The sequence below is a fragment of the Streptomyces sp. NPDC058145 genome, from assembly GCF_042884245.1.
GTDB lineage: Bacteria > Actinomycetota > Actinomycetes > Streptomycetales > Streptomycetaceae > Streptomyces.
Genome location: NZ_JBHVUH010000002.1, coordinates 257,486 through 279,213, shown reverse-complemented (window position 1 = coordinate 279,213; position 21,728 = coordinate 257,486). Strand labels below are relative to the sequence as shown.

The following is a 21,728-nucleotide window of genomic DNA, read 5'->3' as shown; positions in this document are numbered from 1 at the left end:
CGGCGTTTCCCGCATGACCCTGCACTAACCCGACAGCGGTGCCGGGGAGGATCCGGTTCACCGCCTGAGTCCTGGAGAAGGCGAGGACTTGAGCATGGGATCCACTGCGCACCACGGTGGCGAGGGTGTCGGCCGCCGCGATCTGATCAAGCGGTCCGCGGCGCTCGGCCTGGTGGCCGCCCCCGGAATGGGCCTGCTGTCCGCCTGCGCGAGCAGCGGCGGCGACGGGCAGGACAAGGCGAAGGCCGGCAAGAAGACCGCGAAGAACCCGCTCGGCGTCAACGACGCCGCGAAGATGGAGTTCGTCCTCTTCGACGGCGGCTTCGGCAAGGAGTACGCCCAGGACGCGGTGAAGATCTACCAGAAGGACTTCCCCAAGGCCACGGTGAAGTTCGCCGCCACCCAGAAGATCCAGTCCACCCTGCAGCCCCGCTTCAACCAGGGCAACCCGCCGGACCTCATCGACAACTCCGGTGCCGAGCAGATGGACATGGGCGTGCTCGTCGGCAAGAGCCAGCTCGCGGACCTCACCCCGCTGCTGGACGCGCCGTCGTTCGACGACCCGGGCAAGAAGGTCCGCGACACGCTGCGCCCGGGCATCGTGGAGATGGGCCAGTTCGACGGCGACAAGGTCTGGATCCTGTACTACGCCTACACGGTGTACGGCGTCTGGTACTCGCAGAAGGCCCTGGACTCGCTCGACGAGAAGTACCCGGAGACCTGGGACGAGATGCTCAAGGTCTGCGAGAAGGCCAAGAAGAAGGGCATGGCGGGCTGGACGTACGCGGGCAAGTACCCGTACTACCTCCCGTTCTCGCTGTACCCGATGATCGGCAAGGTCGGCGGCCGCGAGGTGCTGGACGCCATCGACAACCTGGAGCCGAACGCCTGGAAGCATCCGGCCGTCAAGGCCTGCTTCGAGGCCTACTACGAGCTCTACAAGAAGGGCTACGTCCTCAAGGGCACCCCGGGCCTGGACCACATCCAGTCGCAGACGGCGTGGGCGAAGGGCAAGGCGCTGTTCATCCCGAACGGCTCCTGGGTGGAGAACGAGTCGGCCAACGTCATCCCGGCCGACTTCAACCTCGCGGTCTCCGCGCCCACCGGCCTCGACGGCTCCGACAAGATGCCGTTTGGCACCATCTGGGCGTCCGGCGGCGAGCCCTTCGTCGTGCCGGCCAAGGCGGCGAACTCCGAGGGCGGCATGGAGCAGCTGCGCATCATGCTCTCCGAGGCCTCCTCGAAGAACTTCACCGCCAAGGTGAAGTCGCTGACCGCCTTCAACGGCGGCACCGACGGCATCACCCTCACCCCCGGCCTGAAGTCGGGCGTGGCGGCGCTGGACAAGGCCGGAGCCAACGTGGTGAATCCGCGGCTGCAGGACTGGTACGTGCAGCTCCAGAAGGAGAAGATCGGTGTGGCCGGGCTCGGCGAGATGATGGCCGGCCGCCTCACCCCGGCGGAGGCCATCAAGAAGATCCAGGGCTTCGCCGACGAGACCGCGAAGGACACGTCGATCAAGCACTACAAGCACCAGTAGGCCCGAAGTGAGGGCCCGTCACCAGCGGCAGCACCTGACCGGAGATCGGGGTCGGCAGTAATGCAGCACGGCAAGTACCGGTTCATCGTGGGGTTCCTCGCGGCACCCCTCGGGCTCTACGCGCTTTTCGTCGTATGGCCCTTCATCCAGTCCATCTACTACTCGTTCACGGACTGGACCGGACTGAGTCCCGAATTCAAGATGGTCGGCTTCGACAACTACCGGAGGATGTTCGACGACGACATCTTCTGGAAGTCGTTGCAGCACAGCCTGCTGTTCGCGCTGGTTCTGCCGCTGGTGACGATCGGTCTGGCGCTGTTCTTCGCCTTCATGATCAATGTGGGCGGACGGCGCCGGCGGGGCGGCCCGGTGATTTCCGGTGTCCGCGGCTCCGGCTTCTACAAAATCGTCTACTTCTTCCCGCAGGTGCTGTCGATCGCGATCGTCTCGCTGCTGTTCGCCTTCGCCTACAACCCGGACAGCGGCGCCATCAACTCGTTCCTGCGCGGAATCGGCCTGGACAGCGTCCAGCCCCTGTGGCTGGGCGATCCGGGCCTCGCCCTGTGGTGCGTGATGGCCGTGCTCGTGTGGTCCACGGTCGGCTTCTTCGTGGTGCTGTTCTCGGCCGGCATGGCGTCGATCCCGGCCGAGATGTACGAGGCGGCCCTGCTCGACGGGGCGAGCCGGGCCGCCACGTTCTTCCGCATCACCCTGCCGCTGCTGTGGGACACCGTGCAGTCCGGCTGGGTCTACATGGGCATCCTCGCGCTCGGCGCCGAGTCCTTCGCCGTCGTCCAGATCATGACGACCGGGCCGGGTGGTCCCGACTACTCGACCACCGTGATGGTCCTGTACGTGTACCAGAAGGCGTTCCGGGACGGTCAGGCCGCCTACGCCACCACCATCGGCGTCGCCCTCCTCGTGGTCACGCTCGCCTTCGCGGCGGTCGTGATGCGGCTGGGCCGTCGCGAGCGGCTGGAGTACTGAAGCGATGAAGACGACCGAGACCCCCGCCCCGCTGCCGGCCGAGTCCGGCGCGACCGTATCGAAGGTCGAGGTGGCGCCGGCGCGGCCGGCCGCGGAGAAGAAGGAGGGCTCCCTCCTCAACGTCTTCTCGCACGGCATGCTGGTCCTGTGGGCGATCATGGTGGTCCTGCCGCTGCTGTGGGCGGTGATGACGTCCTTCAAGGACGACGCCTCCATCTTCGGCTCGCCCTGGTCGCTGCCGGACCGGCTGCACTTCGACAACTGGTCGAGGGCCTGGACCCAGGCCAACATGAGCGACTACTTCCTGAACACGATCCTGGTGGTCGGCGGTTCGCTCATCGGCACCCTGGTGCTCGGCTCCATGGCGGCCTACGTCCTGGCCCGCTTCGACTTCCCCGGCAACCGCTTCATCTACTTCCTGTTCATCGGCGGCATGAGCTTCCCGATCATGCTGGCGCTGGTCCCGTTGTTCTACGTGGTGAACAACATGGGGCTGCTGAACACCATCCACGGCCTGATCCTGGTCTACATCGCGTACTCGCTGCCGTTCACGGTCTTCTTCCTCACCGCCTTCTTCCGCACCCTGCCCACCTCGGTGGCGGAAGCGGCCTTCGTCGACGGCGCCTCGCACACGCGTACGTTCTTCCAGATCATGCTGCCGATGGCCAAGCCGGGTCTGATCAGCGTGGGCATCTTCAACTTCCTGGGCCAGTGGAACCAGTACATGCTGCCCACGGTCCTCAACACCGACCCCGACAAGCGCGTCCTCACCCAGGGACTGGTCCAGCTCGCCGTCAGCCAGGGCTACAAGGGCGACTGGTCCGGCCTGTTCGCCGGCCTGGTGATGGCGATGCTGCCGGTCCTGGCGGCGTACATCGTCTTCCAGCGCCAGGTGGTGGCGGGACTGACGGCGGGGGCCCTGAAGTAGCGGCAGGCCCGCTGACGGGCCCGGGTGTCCCTCACGGGGGCGCCCGGGCCCGTCCGTTTCCGCCGCCGCCCCGGCGGCCCCGCGCCCCACTCGTCGGGCCCGGCCGCACCGGGTGTCCCGCGCGCCCTCGCCGCCCCACGCTCTTCGCACTCGCGATTCGCACCGCCGTCCCGCTGTCCGATGCCGCCCCGGGTCACGGACAGGTCACGGCGTGGTCGCCCGCATTCCACGGCTGAACGCTCCGCGGGAACCCGCCCCTGCCCCGCACCGACCTCCCCGGCCGCCTCCGGGAGCACCCGCCCCGGCGCCCTTCCGCCCTGCTCGCGGTGGCCTGCACATGTCCTCCGGGTGTGCTGGGCGGAACCGTGAAAGCGAGAGCGATTTCCGTCAAGGACTTGACTGATGTAACCCGTACAGCCGAGCTTGGAGTTCACAACTTGTAAATGGCCCGGTTCCGCGGATGTGACCTGGGCCACGGGCGGCACTGGGGCCGCCCGGCCGATGGCGGGAGTGGATGGGTCGATGGAGACTCCGGGGTCGCAGTCGTCGCTGCACCGAGCCAACCTGGAACGAGTCGTGCGGGCAGTGCGGCTTGCCGGGTCGCTCACGCAGGCGGAGATCGCACGGGCGACCGGCCTGTCCGCCGCGACGGTCTCCAACATCGTGCGGGAGCTGAAGGACGGCGGAACCGTCGAGGTCACGCCCACTTCGGCGGGCGGGCGGCGGGCCCGCAGCGTCTCGCTGAGCGGGGACGCCGGCATCGTGATCGGCGTGGACTTCGGGCATACGCACCTGCGCGTCGCGATCGGGAACCTCGCGCACCAGGTGCTGGCCGAGGAGTCCGAGCCGCTGGACGTGGACGCCTCCTCCACGCAGGGCTTCGACCGGGCGGAGGAACTGGTCAACCGGCTGATCGCGGCCACCGGCGTGGACCGGACCAAGGTGGCCGGCGTGGGGCTGGGCGTGCCGGGCCCGATCGACGTGGAGTCGGGGACCCTGGGGTCCACCGCGATCCTGCCGGGCTGGGGCGGCACCAAGCCCGCCGAGGAGCTGCGCGAGCGGCTCGGCGTGCCCGTGCACGTGGACAACGACGCCAACCTCGGCGCGCTTGGAGAGCTGGTCTGGGGCAGCGGCAAGGGCGTCCGCGACCTGGCCTACATCAAGGTCGCCAGCGGTGTCGGCGCCGGTCTCGTGATCAACGGGAAGATCTATCGCGGCCCGGGTGGCACGGCTGGCGAAATCGGACATATTACACTCGACGAATCCGGCCCGGTCTGCCGATGCGGAAACCGTGGCTGCCTGGAGACCTTCACGGCCGCGCGCTATGTGCTTCCGCTGCTCCAGCCCAGCCACGGCACCGATCTGACCATGGAAGGCGTCGTTCGGCTGGCCAGGGACGGAGACCCGGGCTGTCGTCGGGTGATCGCCGACGTCGGCCGCCACATCGGCAGTGGAGTGGCCAATCTCTGCAATCTGCTGAACCCGAGCCGGGTGGTCCTCGGTGGTGATCTCGCCGAGGCCGGAGAGCTCGTCCTCGGGCCTATCAGGGAGTCCGTCGGCCGCTATGCGATCCCCAGCGCGGCGCGTCAACTGTCCGTTCTTCCCGGGGCACTTGGGGGCCGTGCGGAGGTGCTCGGAGCGCTTGCTCTCGCACTCAGCGAGATGGGCGATTCGACCCTTCTGGACGGATCTGTCGTGGGTACGCTCGCGGCGGCCACCCCTGCCTTCACTTAGAGAACGGATGGCACCGTTGCCATCTCGTTAAGGATTTACTTCTTGACGTCGCACGTGTGGCCGAGTTGACTTCCAGCCACCTCGGCCGCAACGACGCGGCCTCGTCAGGGAGGTTTACAGAGTGAACACGCGTATGCGTCGTGCCGCCGTTGCCGTTGCCGCTGGTGCGATGGCCGTCTCGCTGGCCGCCTGTGGCAGTGCCAAGGAGTCCAAGGGCGACGACAGCTCTTCGGCGTCGTCCGCCAAGAAGGGCGACAACATCAAGGTCGGTCTCCTGCTTCCGGAGAACAAGACCGCCCGCTACGAGAAGTTCGACAAGCCCCTGATCACGGACAAGATCAAGGAGCTGACGAACAACAAGGCGGAGATCCAGTACAACAACGCCCGTCAGGACGCGAACCTGCAGGCCCAGCAGGTCGACACCATGATCACCAACAAGGTGGACGTCCTGATCGTGGACGCGGTGGACGCCAAGGCGATCCAGAACTCGGTCCAGAAGGCCAAGGACGCCGGCATCAAGGTCGTCGCGTACGACCGTCTCGCCGAGGGCCCGATCAGCGCCTACACCTCGTTCGACAACGAAGAGGTCGGCAAGACCCAGGGTGAGGCCCTGCTGAAGGCGCTGGGCGGCAAGGCCACCAAGTCCTCCAAGATCGTCATGATCAACGGCTCGGTCACCGACCCGAACGCCGCCCAGTTCAAGAAGGGCGCGCACTCCGTCCTCGACGGCAAGGTCACCATCGCCAAGGAGTACGACACCAAGGAGTGGTCGCCGGACAACGCCAACTCCGAGATGGAGGCGGCGATCTCCGCGGTCGGCAAGGGCAAGATCGCGGGTGTGTACTCCGCCAACGACGGCATGGCCGGCGGTATCATCACCGCTCTGAAGGCCGCGGGCGTCTCCGTCCCGGTCACCGGCCAGGACGCCGAGCTGGCCGGCGTGCAGCGCATCGTCACCGGTGAGCAGTACATGAGCGTCTACAAGCCGTACGCCCCCGAGGCCGAGGCCGCCGCCGAGATGGCCGTCGCCCTCGCCAAGGGCGAGAGCCTGGACTCCGTCGCCAAGGACAAGGTCTCCTCCGGCTCCGCCAAGGACATCCCCTCGGTGCTGGTCCCGGTCACCGCGCTGACCAAGGACAACATCAACGACACCGTCATCAAGGACGGCGTCTACACCGTCGCCGACATCTGCACGGGCAAGTACAAGTCCGCCTGCGACAAGCTCGGCCTGAAGTAAGCAGCACCAAATCCCGTCCCCCGTACCGGCGTTCGTTCCAGAACACCGGTACCGGGCCGGACCGGGTGCTCCCAGGCTCCTCCGGTGCCCCGCGTATTCACGCAGCCCCGCAAGCTCGGCGCGGGGCGCCGGACGGAACTACCCCCTAACTCTTCTGCACAACCTCCCGCCGGGTCAGGCGGCGAAGGAGATGGTTCACGTGTCCGCTACGCCCGTGCTGGCGTTGCGCGGGGTCTCCAAGCGGTTCGGTGCCGTTCAGGCGCTCACCGACGTAGAGCTTGAGGTCCACGCCGGTGAGGTGGTCGCCCTGGTGGGCGACAACGGCGCCGGAAAGTCCACGCTGGTCAAGACGATCGCCGGCGTGCACCCCATCGATGAGGGCGCCATCGAGTGGGGCGGCAAGCCCGTGTCGATCAGCCGGCCGCACGACGCCCAGGCCCTGGGCATCGCGACGGTCTACCAGGACCTCGCGCTGTGCGACAACATCGACGTCGTCGGCAACCTCTTCCTCGGCCGCGAGCTGCAGAAGTTCGGCGTCCTGGACGAGGTCGAGATGGAGCGCCGCGCCCGCGAGCTGCTCACCACGCTGTCGATCCGCATCCCCAGCGTCCGTATCCCGATCGCCTCGCTCTCCGGCGGTCAGCGCCAGACCGTGGCCATCGCCCGTTCGATGCTCGGTGACCCCAAGCTGGTCATCCTCGACGAGCCCACCGCCGCCCTCGGCGTCGAGCAGACCGCCCAGGTCCTCGACCTCGTGGAGCGCCTGCGCGAGCGCGGTCACGCCGTCATCCTCATCAGCCACAACATGGCGGACGTCAAGGCGGTGGCGGACAAGGTCGCCGTCCTGCGTCTCGGCCGCAACAACGGCGTCTTCGAGGTCAAGACGACCTCGCAGGAGGAGATCATCTCCGCCATCACCGGCGCCACCGACAACGCCGTGACCCGCCGTGCGGCGCGCACGAACGGGGAGGTTTCCAAGTGAGCGTCGACAAGACCTCCGCGAACGTCGACAAGACACCCGAGCCCGGCAAGGACACGCCCGTCGTGAACCCCGAGGCCGCCTCCGCCGCGGTCACCGCGGTCGACCCCCGGCTGCTGGTGCGCGAGCAGGGCCTGCTCGGCTACTGGACCGAGTTCAAGCGGAAGATGAAGGCCGGTGAGCTGGGTTCCCTCCCGGTGGTCCTGGGCCTCGCGATCATCTGCATCATCTTCCAGGTCCTGAACTCCGAGTTCCTCTCCGCGCAGAACATCAGCAACATCACGGTCACGATGGTCGGCACGGGCATGATCTCCGTCGGCATCGTCTTCGTGCTGCTGCTCGGTGAGATCGACCTGTCGGTCGGCTCGGTCAGCGGCGCGGCCAGCGCCCTCGCGGCCGTCCTCACCGTCAACCAGGGCTGGCCCGAGTGGCTGGCCGTACTGGTCGCCATCGCCGCCGGTGCCGCCATCGGCGCGCTGCACGGCTTCTTCTTCGCGGTGCTCGGCGCCCCCGCCTTCGCCGTCACCCTGGCCGGGCTGCTGTTCTGGCTCGGCTTCATGCTGAAGGTGCTGGGCGAGGACGGCACGATCAACCTCGACAGCGACGGCCTGATCGGCAAGCTGACCACGTACACCTTCACCGACCTGGCCGCCGCCTACGGTCTGGCCGCCGTCGTGGTCGTGCTGTTCTTCGTCAGCTCCTTCCTCGGTAACCGGCGCCGCGAGGCCGCGGGCGTCCCGTCCCGGCCGCTCAGCGACACGGTCCTGCGCACCGTCCTGCTGGCCGTGGTCTCCTTCGCCGCGGCGTACATGTACAACCAGTACAAGGGCCTGCCGCTGGCCACGGTGATCTTCCTCGCCTTCCTGGTCGGCACCGACTTCCTGCTGCGCCGCACCTCCTTCGGCCGGAAGATCTTCGCGCTCGGTGGCAGCGTCGAGGCCTCCCGGCGTGCGGGCATCAACGTCACCGCGGTGCGGATCTCCGTGTTCGGCATCTCCGGCGGGTTCGCCGCGATCGGCGGTCTGTTCCTGGCCTCCAAGATCGCCTCCGCCAACCAGAGCGCCGGCACCGGCGACCTGCTGATGAACGCGATCGCCGCGGCCGTCATCGGTGGCACCTCGCTCTTCGGTGGCCGTGGCCGCACCTGGAACGCCCTGCTGGGTGTGCTGGTGATCGTGTCCATCCAGTACGGTCTCCAGCTGGAGTCCATCGCCGAGCCGGTGAAGTACATGATCACCGCCGCGGTGCTGCTGACCACGGTGGTCATCGACTCCGTCACGCGCAAGACGCAGAAGACCGCGGGTCGCGCGTAGCGTCCTGGGGTCGAACCAGTGCCCGGCACCGGAAGGTGCCGGGCACTGTCGTGTCCCGCAAACCCGGAACATTAGACTCGACAAGCCCGGCAACAGCTCGATCAGCTCTACTGCAAGGAGGCACGGGTGCCGCTGCTGACCCGCATCAGGGGACCGCGCGATCTGGACCGGCTCAGCCTGGAGGAGCTGGACCAGCTGGCAGAGGAGATCCGGACCTTCCTCGTCGACGCCGTCTCCAAGACCGGCGGCCACCTCGGTCCCAACCTGGGCGTGGTCGAGCTCACCATCGCCCTGCACCGCGTCTTCCACTCCCCGAAGGACAAGGTCCTGTGGGACACCGGACACCAGTCCTACGTCCACAAGCTGCTCACCGGCCGGCAGGACTTCTCCCGGCTGAAGATGAAGGGCGGCCTGTCCGGCTACCCCGCGCAGGCCGAGTCCGAGCACGACGTCATCGAGAACAGCCACGCCTCCACGGTGCTCGGCTGGGCGGACGGCATCGCCAAGGGCAACCAGCTCAAGAAGCGGGACAGCCGCGTCGTCGCCGTCATCGGTGACGGGGCGCTGACCGGCGGCATGGCCTGGGAGGCGCTGAACAACATCGCCGAGGCCAAGGACCGCCCGCTGGTCATCGTCGTCAACGACAACGAGCGCTCCTACGCGCCGACCATCGGCGGTCTCGCCAACCACCTGGCGACCCTGCGCACCACCGACGGCTACGAGCGTTTCCTCGCCCGGACGAAGGACATCCTCGACCGCACCCCGGTCGTCGGCAAGCCGCTGTACGAGACCCTGCACGGCGCCAAGAAGGGGCTGAAGGACTTCATCGCCCCGCAGGGCATGTTCGAGGACCTGGGCCTGAAGTACGTCGGTCCGATCGACGGGCACGACATCGAGGCCCTGGAGTCGGCGCTGGCCCGGGCCAAGCGGTTCGGCGGGCCCGTCATCGTGCACTGCCTGACCGAGAAGGGCCGCGGCTACCAGCCCGCGCTGCAGGACGAGGCCGACCGCTTCCACGCCGTCGGCAAGATCCACCCCGACACCGGTCTGCCGATCGCCAGCTCCGGCGCCGACTGGACCTCCGTCTTCGGCGACGAGATGGTCAAGCTCGGCGAGGAGCGCGAGGACGTCGTCGCCATCACGGCGGCCATGCTCCAGCCGGTCGGCCTGGACAGGTTCGCCAAGCGCTTCCCCGACCGGGTCTACGACGTCGGCATCGCCGAGCAGCACGGCGCCGTGTCGGCGGCGGGCCTGGCCCACGCCGGCGTCCACCCGGTCTTCGCCGTCTACGCCACCTTCCTCAACCGCGCCTTCGACCAGGTCCTGATGGACGTGGCCCTGCACAAGTGCGGGGTGACCTTCGTCCTGGACCGGGCCGGTGTCACCGGCACCGACGGCGCCTCCCACAACGGCATGTGGGACATGTCGATCCTGCAGGTCGTGCCGGGCCTGAGGCTGGCCGCCCCGCGCGACGCCGAGCAGGTCCGCGCCCAGCTGCGCGAGGCGGTCGCCGTCGAGGACGCGCCGACCGTGGTCCGCTTCTCCAAGGGCGCCGTCGGCCCCGCCGTACCGGCCGTGGGCCGGGTCGGCGGCATGGACGTGCTGCGCGAGCCCGGTACCGACCGTCCGGACGTGCTGCTGGTCTCCGTGGGCGCCCTCGCGCCGATGTGCCTGGAGATCGCCGGCCTGCTCGAGCGGCAGGGCATCTCCACCACCGTGGTCGACCCGCGCTGGGTCAAGCCCGTCGACGAGGCCATGGCCCCGCTCGCCGAGCGGCACCGGGTCGTCGTCACCGTCGAGGACAACAGCCGCGTCGGCGGTGTCGGCTCCGCGATCGCCCAGGCCCTGCGCGACGCCGGCGTGGACGTGCCGCTGCGCGACTTCGGCATCCCGCCGCGCTTCCTCGACCACGCCTCCCGCGCCGAGGTCATGGCCGAGATCGGGCTGACCGCGCCCGACATCGCCCGCCAGGTCACCGGTCTGGTCTCCAAGCTGGACGGCCGGTTCGACCGTACGGCGGCAGAGGTCGACTCCGTCGAGCCCGCGCGCGACTAGGGACAAGCAGTCCCACGGGCCGGTCCCGCCCCCCTCTCCCGGTGGCGGAACCGGCCCTTCTGCGTGAACCTGCCTGTGCCGGGGCATACGCACACCCGGCCCTCTCGATCATGTCGAGGACGACAAGCGTGGGAGGTAGGCACGTGAGCAGCGCGCTCTTCAGGACGAAGAACGTCGAACAGTCCATCCGGGACACCGAGGAACCCGAGCATTCACTCAAGAAGTCCCTCTCCGCCCTCGATCTGACCGTCTTCGGCGTGGGTGTCATCATCGGCACCGGCATCTTCGTCCTCACCGGGCAGGTGGCCAAGAACAACGCCGGTCCGGCGGTGTCCCTGGCCTTCGTCGCGGCCGGCGTGGTCTGCGCGCTCGCCGCGCTCTGCTACGCCGAGTTCGCCTCCACGGTCCCCGTGGCGGGTTCCGCGTACACGTTCTCGTACGCCTCCCTCGGCGAACTGCCCGCCTGGATCATCGGCTGGGACCTCGTCCTGGAGTTCGCCCTCGGTACGGCGGTGGTGGCCGTCGGCTGGTCGGGTTACGTCCGCTCGCTGCTCGACAACGCGGGCTGGCACCTGCCGGACTACCTGGCCGGGCGGGACGGGGCCTCCGGGTTCGGCTTCGACATCCTCGCCGCGGCGCTCGTCCTGGTGCTCACCGGCATCCTCGTGCTCGGCATGAAGCTGTCCGCCCGGATCACCTCGATCGTGGTCGCCATCAAGGTGGCCGTCGTCCTCATCGTGATCGTCGCCGGTGCGTTCTTCATCCACGGCGAGAACTACAAGCCGTTCATCCCGCACCCCGAGCCGGTGCCGGCGGGCGGCACTCTCAAGGCCCCGCTCATCCAGCTCATGTTCGGCTGGGCGCCCGCCAACTTCGGTGTGATGGGCATCTTCACCGCCGCCTCGGTGGTGTTCTTCGCGTTCATCGGCTTCGACATCGTCGCCACGGCCGCCGAGGAGACCCGTAACCCGCAGCGGGACATGCCGCGCGGCATCCTCGGCTCGCTGCTCATCTGCACGGTGCTCTACGTCGCCGTCTCCGTCGTCGTCACCGGCATGGAGAAGTACACCCGCCTGTCGGTGGCGGCCCCGCTGGCCGACGCCTTCAAGTCCATCGGGCATCCCTGGTACGCGGGCGTGATCAGCTTCGGCGCCGCGGTCGGCCTGACGACCGTCTGCATGATCCTGCTGCTGGGCCAGACCCGGGTGTTCTTCGCGATGAGCCGTGACGGCCTGCTGCCGCGCTTCTTCTCCCGCGTCCACCCGCGCTTCAAGACCCCGCACCGGCCGACCATCCTGCTCGGCGTGATCATCGCGATCGTGGCCGGGTTCACCAGTCTCAGCGAGCTGGCCGAACTGGTGAACATCGGCACGCTGTTCGCGTTCATCGTCGTCGCGATCAGCGTCATCATCCTGCGCAGGACGCGCCCGGACCTGCCCCGCGCGTTCCGCACCCCCTGGGTCCCGGTGGTCCCGATCGTGTCCGTGTGCGCCACGCTGTGGCTGATGCTCAACCTGCCCGCCGAGACCTGGCTCCGCTTCGCCATCTGGATGGTCATCGGCATCGGGGTCTACCTTCTCTACGGCCGCAAGCACAGCATGCTCGCCCTGCGGGAGAAGGCCCCGGCGGGTGAGGTGCCCGGGTCGCCGCCCGGAAAGAAGCAGTAACCAGCCGACGGATCACTTCGGCCCCGTATGTTCCGCTTCGCCGGAACTGCGGGGGCGGATAACGTGCTCTCCGTGCTGCCCATGCCCGCCGCCCCGCTCACCTCCGCACGGCCCGCGCTCACCCGGACGGCGTACTGGATACGGCTGCTGCCCGCCCTGGCGGCGCTGGCCTGCGTCACCCGGGTGCCGTCCTTCGTCCGCCCGCTGTGGAACCCCGACGAGGGCTATCTGGCCGTCCAGGCGGGCCTCCTCGCGCACGGCGGCCGGCTGTACGAGACGGTCGTCGACCGCAAGCCACCCCTGCTGCCCTGGCTGTACGAGGCCGCCTTCGCGGTCTGCGGCTCCGGCTCGCTCACCCCGCTGCGGGTACTGGCGGTCGCCGCGCAACTGCTCACCGCGGCCCTGCTGGCCTCCGTGGCCCGGCGCCGCTGGGGCGACACCGCCGGGCGCACCGCCGGGGTGCTGTACCTGCTGGTGTCGGTCGGACTCAACCCGGAGGACGCGCAGGCCGCCACCTTCGAGGTGTTCATACTGCCCGGCACCGCGGCCGCCCTGTGGTGCGCGGACCGCGGCCGCTGGGGCGCGGCCGGGACCGCCGTCGCCTGCGCCTTCCTCGCCAAGCAGACGGGCGGCGCGGTACTGCTGCCGGTGGCCTGGCTGCTGTACCGGCGGGGTGGGGCGCGGGCGGGGGATGCCGTACGGGTGGGCGGTGCGGTGCGAACGGAAGCCGTACGGGCTGGGGTCCTGCGCGTGGGCGCCGTGCGGGTCGGGGGCTGCCGCGTGGGGGCCGTGCGGGCCGGGGCCTGGCGTGCTGGGGCCGTGCGGCTCGCGGCCGGTTTCGCGCTGCCCGTCCTGTGCGCCGCCCTGGCCACCGACCCCGCCGGGTTCCTGTTCTGGACGGTCACCGGATCCGCCACCTACGCCTCCTTCACCGGCTCGGAACTGCTCGTCCTCGGCCGGGGGCTGGCCAACACCGCGATCCTGGCGGTGGCCTGCGCGGGCCTGGTCCCACCGGTGGTACGGGTGCTGCGGGCCCCCCGCGCCCCCGGCGCCCTCCGCGCGCCGGGGGCCGTGGGGGTCATAGGTGTCATGGGGGCCGACCTGTGGCTCTGGCTGACGTCCTCGGCCGGCGCGGTCGTCCTCGGCTTTCACTTCTTCGGGCACTACTACCTGCAACTCCTCCCGTCCGCCGCCCTGCTGGCCACGGCGGCGCTCCAACTCCTGCCCCGCGCACGCCTGACGTCCGCCGTCCTCACCTCGGCCTGCTGCTGCGCCCTGTTCCTCACCTGGGGCCTGCTCGCCCCGCGCCCCGAACTCGTCCACGCCCAGCGCCTCGCCACCGCCCTCGCCCACCGCACGGCACCGGCCGACCGGGTCCTGGTGTGGGGCATGCACCCCGAGACGTACTGGCTGGCGGACCGCACCCCGGCCAGCCGCTTTCTCACCGCGGGCCTGCTCACCAACTACAGCGGCGGCCGCGACGGTCCCCGGGTCGGCGAGAAGTACGCGGTCGCGGGCGCCTGGCCCGTCTTCCGCGCGGAGATGACCGCGCGGGCCCCGGCCCTGGTCGTCGACGACTCCCGGGGCAAGCCGTACCGCCCCGACCGCCTTCCCAGCCTGCGCCGGCTGCTGAACGGGCGGTACGAGGAGGTGGGCCGGGTCGACGGAGCGGTGCTCTACGCCCGGATCCCGGGCAGCTGAGAGGAGTTGACCCGAGCCGAGCGGACCCCCCTGCTATGCTCGGGACGTCCAATTGAACACGTTCAAACCAGGGGGATCACATGTCTGCGCCGACCACCCCGGACCCTGACGGCACACCCGCCGTCGCCCTCGGCCCCACCGCGCTCGTCCTCGGGATCATCGCCGCCCCGGGCGTCTGGCCCGGCCTCATGTTCGCCGTGATGCCGTGGTCGTGGCTGGCCGGCGGCCTCGCCGTCACCTTCGGCCTGGCGGGCATCCACTGCGCCCGCCAGGGCACCGGCCGCATGTGGCCCGCCGTGGCCGGAACGGTCCTCGGCACCCTGGGTCTGGGCGGCTTCTTCTTCCTGATGGCGGCGTTCTCGGGCTGACGGCGTTCTCGGGCTGAGCCCGACGCGCCGCCTCAGCCGAGCACGGCACGCGGGCCGGTCACCTCCGCGCCCAGCTCGGTCACCCGGCGCCTCAGCTCACGGTCGGCCGTGACCACCAGACGGCGCCGGCCGGCGTACTCCGCGGTCAGCTCCACGATCCGGTCGTCCCCGCTGCCGGGCGCCGACTCCACCCGTACCCCCGGCACGGACTCCACGCCACGAGCCGCGCCCTCGACCACGAGCACGATCTCCACAGCACCGTGATGCCCCGGCAGCCCCTCGGCGGCCAGCCGGTCGCGCAGCCGCCCGGCGGCGCCCCGGCGGTCCCGCCACCAGCCGTCCGGCCGCGACCCGACGACGTTCGCGCCGTCGACGATCAGTAGCAGGGGGCCGTCGGAGGCCGGGGAGCCGAGGGGGTCCGTCATGGGTCAAGGGTCCCATGTCGGCGACAGACCGTGAGGTACGGCGAGTGTCAGGACGAACTGCCGCCCGTGGCAGGGGACTTCTTCGCGGACTCCGGGATCGCGGTGTCGCGGCGGACCGCCTTCCACAGCTGCGACGCCTGCGGCTCCGCGGCCACCACGCGGTTGGGATCGACCTTGGTGAGGGCGGCGGTGAGCTTGTCCGCGATCTTGTAGGTCTTGGTGGGGCTGCCCAGCAGGTCCTGCTTCTTGATCTCGCTCAGCAGGGCCAGCATGAACTGCTGCTGAAGGCCGATGCGGCCGAGGTCGCTGCCGTCGCCGATGCCGTGCCGCGTGCGCACGAACTGAAGGGACTGAGTGCCGTTCAGCTTGTGGGTGCCTGCGGTCAGGTCGAGGCCGCTGGAGGTGTCGTGGATGTCCTGGTCGACGGTGACGGTGACCCCGCCGATCGCGTCCACGAGCCCCTTGAAGCCGGCGAAGTCGATCTCGACGTAGTGGTCCATGCGGACCCCGGAGATCTGCTCGACGGTCTTGACCACACAGGCGGGACCGACCTGGGAGTAGATGGAGTTGAACATCACGCGCTTCGCGGACGCGACCGTGGAGCCGTCCGACTTGGCGCACTCGGGCCGGGTCACCAGGGTGTCGCGGGGGATGCTGACCGCGACGGCCTTGGTGCGGCCCTCGGGTATGTGCATCACCAGCGCGGTGTCGGAGCGAGCCCCCGAGACGTTGCCCGTGCCCAGCGCGGCGTTGGCGCCGGCGCGCGAATCGGAGCCCAGGATCAGGATGTTCTGGCCGGAGGTGGGCGGATTCTCGGGCCGGTCGTCACCGATCGCCTTGTCGATGTCGACGCCCTTGATGTTGCCGTCGAGGTCGCTGTAGAACCAGTACGCGGTGCCGCCGGCGGCGAGGACCAGAACGGTCAGGACGATGAGGATCGTCCGGCCGACACGGCGCCGGCGCCTGGGCCGGCCGCCTGCTCCTCCCGCACCCTCGGTGGGCACGGGCGGCATGTCCGAGTCGTGCTGGGGCGTCGACGCATGGCTCATCATGGGTCCGGGTCCTAGCTGGCCGCGCCCCCCTCGGGGGGCGAATGTCGATGGCTTGAGGACTCGGGTGGAGGCAAGCCGGTCCGTGCGCTGCCGGGGTGACGTGCACTATAGCCACGTGCTCGGACACGGGTCCGGCCAGGGCTTGGTGGGGACGTCGCTCGGGGGCCGTCTTCGTGGTGGTGTTCAGCGCCATCCACTCGGCGCCCGCTTCGCTGACACTGCGCGTCCACGGCATCCCCCGAGGACAGCCGGCTGCACACCTCGCTGTCGTCCCGCGCCTCCTGTCCGGGCGAGTGCGAGCACTACCCGGCCATGCCTGAGTGGTGACCTCGGGCGCCCCGCCGTCCACCCGCCCACCGGGCGGCCGGTGATACGCGTCCGCCCCTGCCGTGACGAACACGGCAGGGGCGGAAGTGCTCCCGGGCCCTCTACGGGCCGCTGATCACGCCGGAACCGACGCGACCCCCTGAGCCAGGAACCGCTTCCCGTTCACCCGCTCGGAGACACCCTCGCGGTCCAGGTACGGCGTGATGCCGCCCAGGTGGAAGGGCCAGCCGGCGCCCGTGATCAGGCAGAGGTCGATGTCTTGGGCCTCAGCGACGACGCCCTCGTCGAGCATCAGGCCGATCTCCTGGGCCACCGCGTCCAGGACGCGGTCGCGGACCTGCTCCTCCGTCAGGACGACGTCGCCCTGCTTCAGCAGCGCGGCGACCTCCGGGTCCAGCTCCGGCTTGCCGCTGTCGTAGACGTAGAAGCCGCGCTTGCCCGCCTTGACGACGGCAGCCAGGTTCGGGGAGACCGTGAAGCGGTCCGGGAAGGCCCGGTTGAGGGTCTCCGAGACGTGCAGGCCGATCGCCGGGCCGACGAGCTCGAGCAGGACCAGCGGGGACATCGGCAGGCCCAGGGGCTCCACCGCCTTCTCCGCGACCTCGACCGGGGTGCCCTCGTCGATGACGTTCTGGATCTCGCCCATGAAGCGGGTCAGGATGCGGTTCACGACGAACGCCGGGGCGTCCTTCACCAGAACCGCCGTCTTCTTCAGCTTCTTGGCCACCGAGAAGGCGGTCGCCAGCGAGGCGTCGTCCGTCTTCTCGCCGCGGACGATCTCCAGCAGCGGGAGGATCGCGACCGGGTTGAAGAAGTGGAAGCCGACGACCCGCTCGGGGTGCTTCAGCTTCGACGCCATCTCCGACACCGACAGCGAGGACGTGTTGGTGGCGAGGATCGCGTGCGCCGGGGCGACCGCCTCGACCTCGGCGAACACCTGCTGCTTGACGCCGATCTCCTCGAAGACGGCTTCGATGATGAAGTCGGCGTCCGAGAAGCCCTCGGCCTTGTCCAGGACACCCGTCACCAGCGCCTTGAGGCGGTTGGCCTTGTCCTGGTTGATCCGGCCCTTGCCGAGCAGCTTGTCGATCTCGGCGTGGACGTAGCCCACACCCTTGTCGACGCGCTCCTGGTCGATGTCGGTCAGGACGACCGGCACCTCGAGGCGGCGCAGGAAGAGCAGCGCGAGCTGAGAGGCCATCAGACCGGCGCCGACGACACCGACCTTGGTGACCGGGCGGGCCAGGTTCTTGTCCGGGGCGCCGGCGGGACGCTTGCCGCGCTTCTGGACGAGGTTGAACGCGTAGATGCCGGAGCGCAGTTCGCCACCCATGATCAGGTCGGCGAGGGCCTGGTCCTCGGCGTCGTAACCCTGCTGCAGGTCGCCGTTCTTGGCGGCCTCGATGATCTCCAGGGCCCGGTAGGCGGCCGGGGCCGCGCCGTGCACCTTGCCGTCCGCGATGAACCGGCCGCGCGCGACGGCCTGGTCCCAGGCCTCGCCGCGGTCGATCGCCGGGCGCTCGACCTCGATGTCGCCCTTGAGGACCTGGGCGGTCCACAGCAGCGACTGCTCCAGGAAGTCGGCACCTTCGAAGAGGGCGTCGGCGATGCCCAGTTCGAAGACCTGCTTGCCCTTGAGCTGCTTGTTCTGGTTGAGGCTGTTCTCGATGATGACCGAGACGGCCTTGTCGGCGCCGATCAGGTTCGGCAGCAGCGTGCAGCCGCCCCAGCCCGGAACCAGGCCCAGGAAGACCTCGGGCAGGGAGAACGCCGGGATGGCCTTCGACACCGTGCGGTAGGTGCAGTGCAGGCCGACCTCGACGCCGCCGCCCATCGCCGCGCCGTTGTAGTAGGCGAAGGTGGGCACGGCCAGCGTCGCGAGGCGCTTGAAGACCTCGTGGCCGCCCTTGCCGATGGCCAGCGCGTGGTCGTGCTGCTTGAGCAGCTCCACGCCCTTGAGGTCGGCGCCGACCGCGAAGATGAACGGCTTGCCGGTGACGCCGGCGCCGACGATCTCGCCGTCCGCGGCCTCCTTCTCCACCTGGTCGATGGCGGCACTGAGGTTCGCGAGCGACTGCGGCCCGAAGGTGGTCGGCTTGGTGTGGTCCAGGCCGTTGTCCAGGGTGACGAGCGCGAAGCGCCCGGCCCCGAACGGCAGGTCGAAGTGGCGTACGTGCGCCTGCGTGACGACCTCGTCCGGGAACAGCTCGGCCGCGCCCTTCAGGAGTTCAGCGGTGGTGCTCACTTGTCGCCTCCGTCGAAGTGCGGGTTCTCCCAGATGACCGTCGCGCCCATGCCGAAGCCGACGCACATGGTGGTGAGGCCGTAGCGGACCTCGGGCTGCTCCTCGAACTGGCGGGCCAGCTGCGTCATCAGACGGACGCCGGAGGAGGCGAGCGGGTGACCGTAGGCGATCGCGCCGCCGTACTGGTTGACGCGCTCGTCGTCGTCCGCGATGCCGTAGTGGTCGAGGAGGGCCAGCACCTGGACGGCGAAGGCCTCGTTGATCTCGAACAGACCGATGTCGGAGATGGACAGCCCCGCCTTGGCGAGGGCCTTCTCCGTGGCCGGGATCGGGCCGTAGCCCATCACCTCGGGCTCGACGCCCACGAAGGCGTAGGAGACCAGGCGCATCTTGACCGGCAGGCCGTTCTCGCGGGCGAAGTCCTCGCTGGCGATGATCGACGCGGTGGCGCCGTCGTTCAGGCCGGCCGCGTTGCCGGCGGTGACCCGGCCGTGCACGCGGAACGGGGTCTTCAGGCCCTGCAGGTTCTCCAGGGTGGTGCCCGGGCGCATCGGCTCGTCGGCCGTGACCAGGCCCCAGCCCGTCTCGCCGCCCTCGGGGCTCGTGCGACGCACCGAGATCGGCACCAGGTCCTGCTGGATCTTGCCGTCGGCGTAGGCCTTGGCGGCCTTCTCCTGCGAGCGCACGGCGTACTCGTCGGCGCGCTGCTTGGTGATCTGCGGGTAGCGGTCGTGCAGGTTCTCGGCGGTCATGCCCATGAACAGCGCCGACTCGTCGACCAGCTTCTCGGAGACGAAGCGCGGGTTCGGGTCCACGCCCTCGCCCATCGGGTGGCGGCCCATGTGCTCCACGCCACCGGCGATGACGGCGTCGTAGGCGCCGAACGCGATCGAACCGGCGGTGGCCGTCACGGCGGTCAGGGCGCCGGCGCACATGCGGTCGATCGAGTAGCCGGGGACGGACTGCGGCAGGCCCGCGAGGATGCCGGCCGTGCGGCCGAGGGTCAGGCCCTGGTCACCGATCTGCGTGGTCGCCGCGATGGCGACCTCGTCGATCTTCTTCGGGTCCAGACCGGGGTTGCGGCGCAGCAGCTCCCGGATCGCCTTGACGACGAGGTCGTCGGCACGGGTCTCGTGGTAGATGCCCTTCGGGCCCGCCTTGCCGAACGGGGTGCGGACGCCGTCGACGAAGACGACGTCCCTGACGGTACGAGGCACGATGGCTCTCCTCCAGGTGCGGGATGCTGAGCGCTTGCTTACGGGCCATGCTACTTGTGAGTAACGTGACTGCCCAGTCCTCCCCCCGGCCGGAGCGGCGAACGTCACACCCGCGGGGCCGTCGACCCCCGCGGAGCCAGCACCGGCGTGGGCACCGGGTGCGAGCCCGGACCCCCTCCCGCGATCATCCCGAACAGGGTGTGCGCCACCTCGGCACCGAACCCGTGCACGTCGTGGCTCATCGCCGACAGCGTGGGGTGGGTCAGGCGGCAGAGCCGGGAGTCGTCCCAGGCGAGCAGGGAGACGTCGGCGGGACTTCCTCTACATGCCGTCCCAGGATCTTGGCGTGATATCGACGTCCCTGTTCCGCTTCCGCGGCCCGTACGGCGCCCACTGGGAGATCATCTCGGCGGGCGCGGTCCTGGTGATCCTGCCGACACTGGTCGTCTTCCTCGTGCTGCAGAGGTTCATCTACAACGGGTTCATGCGCGGTGCGACCAAGTGAGCCGGCTCAGGCGTCCGCGCCCGACAGCGCCGCGACCAGCACGGGCGTCACCTGCTCCACCTGCCAGGGCCGCGCACCGTATCCGGCCAGCGCGTCCGCCACCGTTCCCGCGTCCACCGCGGCCGGCGGCTCCCAGCACACCCGCCGCACGGTGTCGGGGGAGACCAGGTTCTCCTGAGGCATGCCGAGCTGCTCGGCCAGCGCCGACACCCCCGCCCGCGCGGCCGACAGCCGAGCCGCCGCGGCGGGGTCCTTGTCGGCCCACGCCCGCGGCGGCGGCGGTCCGGTGACCGGCTGCCCCGGCTGGGGCAACTGCGCCTCGGTCAGGGCCTTCGCCCGGTCGACCGCCGCCTGCCACTGCTCCAGCTGCCGGCGCCCCACGCGGTGCCCAAACCCGTTCAACGCGGCCAGCGCGTGCACGTTGACCGGAAGTGAGAGCGCGGCCTCCACGATGGCCGCGTCCGACAGCACCTTGCCCGGTGACACGTCCCGCCGCTGCGCGATCCGGTCCCGCGTCTCCCACAGCTCCCGTACGACGGCGAGCTGCCGGCGCCGCCGCACCTTGTGCATCCCGGACGTACGGCGCCAGGGTTCCTTGCGGGGCTCGGCGGGCGGCGCCGCCGCGATCGCCCCGAACTCCTGGAGGGCCCAGTCGAGCTTGCCCTGCCGGTCCAGCTCCTTCTCCAGGGCGTCCCGCAGGTCGACGAGGAGCTCGACGTCCAGGGCGGCGTAGCGCAGCCAGGGCTCGGGCAGCGGCCGGGTCGACCAGTCGACGGCGGAGTGGCCCTTCTCCAGGACGAAACCGAGCACGCCCTCGACCATGGCGCCTAGGCCGACCCGGGGGAACCCGGCGAGCCGGCCGGCCAGCTCGGTGTCGAACAGGCGGGTCGGGACCATGCCTATCTCCCGCAGGCACGGCAGGTCCTGGGTGGCGGCGTGCAGCACCCACTCGACGCCGGTCAGCGCCTCGCCGAGACCGGAGAGATCGGGGCAGGAGACGGGGTCGATGAGCGCGCTGCCCGCACCCTCGCGACGGAGCTGCACCAGGTAGGCGCGCTGGCCGTAGCGGTAGCCGGAGGCGCGCTCGGCGTCGACGGCGACGGGTCCCGAGCCGGCGGCGAAGGCGGCGATCACCTCGGCGAGCGCGGTCTCGTCGGCGACCACGGGCGGAATGCCCTCGCGGGGTTCGAGCAGCGGAGTCGGCGCCCCCAGCACAGAGGCCCCGGCGTCGTCCGGAGGAGTGCCCCCGGTGGTGCGCACGGAAACGTCTGCTGCGGTCTCTTGGGCGTCGGTCACCTGTCAAGGGTATCCGTGTGTGGACGGCGCCCCGACACCGAACGGTCCGTCGACGGGCGCCACAGGGTCGTAAACCAGTCAGGCCGGTGAAACTTCCGGTTCATATGAGTGAACGGATGATGCGCTCACGAGGCGTATGGAGGAATCGGTAG

Annotated in this window: 16 protein-coding genes and 2 pseudogenes; 12 read left to right on the top strand and 6 right to left on the bottom strand. The window is 69.9% G+C overall.

Translation table 11 applies throughout. The features are described from left to right. Window positions 1-94: 94 nt before the first annotated feature. The 11 genes from ngcE (at window position 95) to ACFVVO_RS05340 (ending at window position 14,509) form a co-directional block, all read left to right on the top strand. Window positions 95-1,540 carry an N-acetylglucosamine/diacetylchitobiose ABC transporter substrate-binding protein gene (gene ngcE / locus ACFVVO_RS05390; protein ID WP_390051906.1) on the top strand — a complete coding sequence of 482 codons (1,446 nt, stop codon included), beginning with the start codon at window positions 95-97 and terminating at the stop codon, window positions 1,538-1,540. Between the two features lie 60 nt (window positions 1,541-1,600). Further along, window positions 1,601-2,527, top strand: a complete 927-nt coding sequence (locus tag ACFVVO_RS05385; RefSeq protein WP_390051905.1) for a carbohydrate ABC transporter permease — start codon at window positions 1,601-1,603, stop codon at window positions 2,525-2,527. A gap of 4 nt (window positions 2,528-2,531) precedes the next feature. Next, window positions 2,532-3,455 carry a carbohydrate ABC transporter permease gene (locus ACFVVO_RS05380; protein WP_390051904.1) on the top strand — a complete coding sequence of 308 codons (924 nt, stop codon included), beginning with the start codon at window positions 2,532-2,534 and terminating at the stop codon, window positions 3,453-3,455. Between the two features lie 522 nt (window positions 3,456-3,977). Continuing rightward, window positions 3,978-5,189 (top strand): ROK family protein, encoded by a 1,212-nt coding sequence (locus ACFVVO_RS05375; RefSeq protein WP_390051903.1) that lies wholly within the window; start codon window positions 3,978-3,980, stop codon window positions 5,187-5,189. Between the two features lie 133 nt (window positions 5,190-5,322). Next, on the top strand, window positions 5,323-6,426 hold the full coding sequence (locus tag ACFVVO_RS05370; protein WP_390052347.1) for a substrate-binding domain-containing protein: 1,104 nt from the start codon (window positions 5,323-5,325) through the stop codon (window positions 6,424-6,426). Between the two features lie 190 nt (window positions 6,427-6,616). Then, on the top strand, window positions 6,617-7,408 hold the full coding sequence (locus ACFVVO_RS05365) for an ATP-binding cassette domain-containing protein (RefSeq protein ID WP_390051902.1): 792 nt from the start codon (window positions 6,617-6,619) through the stop codon (window positions 7,406-7,408). Then, on the top strand, window positions 7,405-8,718 hold the full coding sequence (locus tag ACFVVO_RS05360; RefSeq protein WP_390051901.1) for a sugar ABC transporter permease: 1,314 nt from the start codon (window positions 7,405-7,407) through the stop codon (window positions 8,716-8,718). Before ACFVVO_RS05365 ends, ACFVVO_RS05360 begins: the two co-directional genes overlap by 4 nt. Window positions 8,719-8,844: 126 nt before the next feature. Further along, window positions 8,845-10,773 (top strand): 1-deoxy-D-xylulose-5-phosphate synthase, encoded by a 1,929-nt coding sequence (gene dxs / locus ACFVVO_RS05355; protein WP_390051900.1) that lies wholly within the window; start codon window positions 8,845-8,847, stop codon window positions 10,771-10,773. 143 nt (window positions 10,774-10,916) lie between these two features. Beyond that, a complete protein-coding gene (locus ACFVVO_RS05350) occupies window positions 10,917-12,440 on the top strand; it encodes an amino acid permease (protein WP_390051899.1) in 1,524 nt (507 codons plus the stop codon). 81 nt (window positions 12,441-12,521) lie between these two features. Beyond that, window positions 12,522-14,141: an ArnT family glycosyltransferase gene (locus tag ACFVVO_RS05345; protein ID WP_390052346.1), complete on the top strand. Its 1,620-nt coding sequence runs from the start codon at window positions 12,522-12,524 to the stop codon at window positions 14,139-14,141. An 80-nt stretch (window positions 14,142-14,221) separates the two neighbouring features. Further along, window positions 14,222-14,509, top strand: a complete 288-nt coding sequence (locus ACFVVO_RS05340) for a hypothetical protein (protein ID WP_390051898.1) — start codon at window positions 14,222-14,224, stop codon at window positions 14,507-14,509. A 32-nt stretch (window positions 14,510-14,541) separates the two neighbouring features. Here the strand turns inward: ACFVVO_RS05340 and ACFVVO_RS05335 are convergent, their stop codons facing one another. From ACFVVO_RS05335 to ACFVVO_RS05315, 5 genes and pseudogenes are all read right to left on the bottom strand, one after another. Further along, window positions 14,542-14,934: an NTP pyrophosphohydrolase gene (locus ACFVVO_RS05335; protein WP_390051897.1), complete on the bottom strand. Its 393-nt coding sequence runs from the start codon at window positions 14,932-14,934 to the stop codon at window positions 14,542-14,544. Window positions 14,935-14,981: 47 nt separating this feature from the next. Continuing rightward, window positions 14,982-15,983 carry an LCP family protein gene (locus tag ACFVVO_RS05330; protein ID WP_390052344.1) on the bottom strand — a complete coding sequence of 334 codons (1,002 nt, stop codon included), beginning with the start codon at window positions 15,981-15,983 and terminating at the stop codon, window positions 14,982-14,984. A 445-nt stretch (window positions 15,984-16,428) separates the two neighbouring features. After that, window positions 16,429-18,558: a 3-hydroxyacyl-CoA dehydrogenase NAD-binding domain-containing protein gene (locus ACFVVO_RS05325; RefSeq protein WP_390051896.1), complete on the bottom strand. Its 2,130-nt coding sequence runs from the start codon at window positions 18,556-18,558 to the stop codon at window positions 16,429-16,431. Next, a complete protein-coding gene (locus tag ACFVVO_RS05320) occupies window positions 18,555-19,775 on the bottom strand; it encodes a thiolase family protein (protein ID WP_390051895.1) in 1,221 nt (406 codons plus the stop codon). The genes ACFVVO_RS05325 and ACFVVO_RS05320 overlap by 4 nt, the downstream gene beginning before the upstream one ends. Before the next feature lie 104 nt (window positions 19,776-19,879). Next, window positions 19,880-20,089: pseudogene (locus ACFVVO_RS05315) on the bottom strand (substrate-binding domain-containing protein); the annotation flags it as partial. Between the two features lie 2 nt (window positions 20,090-20,091). Between ACFVVO_RS05315 and ACFVVO_RS05310 the strand changes: the two are divergent. Next, window positions 20,092-20,280: pseudogene (locus ACFVVO_RS05310) on the top strand (carbohydrate ABC transporter permease); the annotation flags it as partial. A gap of 6 nt (window positions 20,281-20,286) precedes the next feature. Here ACFVVO_RS05310 and ACFVVO_RS05305 read toward each other — a convergent pair. Beyond that, window positions 20,287-21,576, bottom strand: coding sequence for a ribonuclease D (locus ACFVVO_RS05305; protein ID WP_390051894.1), 1,290 nt, complete (start codon window positions 21,574-21,576; stop codon window positions 20,287-20,289). Window positions 21,577-21,728: the final 152 nt, after the last annotated feature.

Coding starts and splice junctions, on each gene's coding strand:
- ACFVVO_RS05365 (WP_390051902.1), top strand. CDS start 6,617: ATGGTTCACGTGTCCGCTACGCCCGTGCTGGCGTTGCGCGGGGTCTCC.
- ngcE (WP_390051906.1), top strand. CDS start 95: ATGGGATCCACTGCGCACCACGGTGGCGAGGGTGTCGGCCGCCGCGAT.
- ACFVVO_RS05385 (WP_390051905.1), top strand. CDS start 1,601: ATGCAGCACGGCAAGTACCGGTTCATCGTGGGGTTCCTCGCGGCACCC.
- ACFVVO_RS05375 (WP_390051903.1), top strand. CDS start 3,978: ATGGAGACTCCGGGGTCGCAGTCGTCGCTGCACCGAGCCAACCTGGAA.
- ACFVVO_RS05340 (WP_390051898.1), top strand. CDS start 14,222: ATGTCTGCGCCGACCACCCCGGACCCTGACGGCACACCCGCCGTCGCC.
- ACFVVO_RS05370 (WP_390052347.1), top strand. CDS start 5,323: ATGCGTCGTGCCGCCGTTGCCGTTGCCGCTGGTGCGATGGCCGTCTCG.
- ACFVVO_RS05380 (WP_390051904.1), top strand. CDS start 2,532: ATGAAGACGACCGAGACCCCCGCCCCGCTGCCGGCCGAGTCCGGCGCG.
- ACFVVO_RS05330 (WP_390052344.1), bottom strand. CDS start 15,983: ATGAGCCATGCGTCGACGCCCCAGCACGACTCGGACATGCCGCCCGTG.
- ACFVVO_RS05335 (WP_390051897.1), bottom strand. CDS start 14,934: ATGACGGACCCCCTCGGCTCCCCGGCCTCCGACGGCCCCCTGCTACTG.
- ACFVVO_RS05345 (WP_390052346.1), top strand. CDS start 12,522: ATGCCCGCCGCCCCGCTCACCTCCGCACGGCCCGCGCTCACCCGGACG.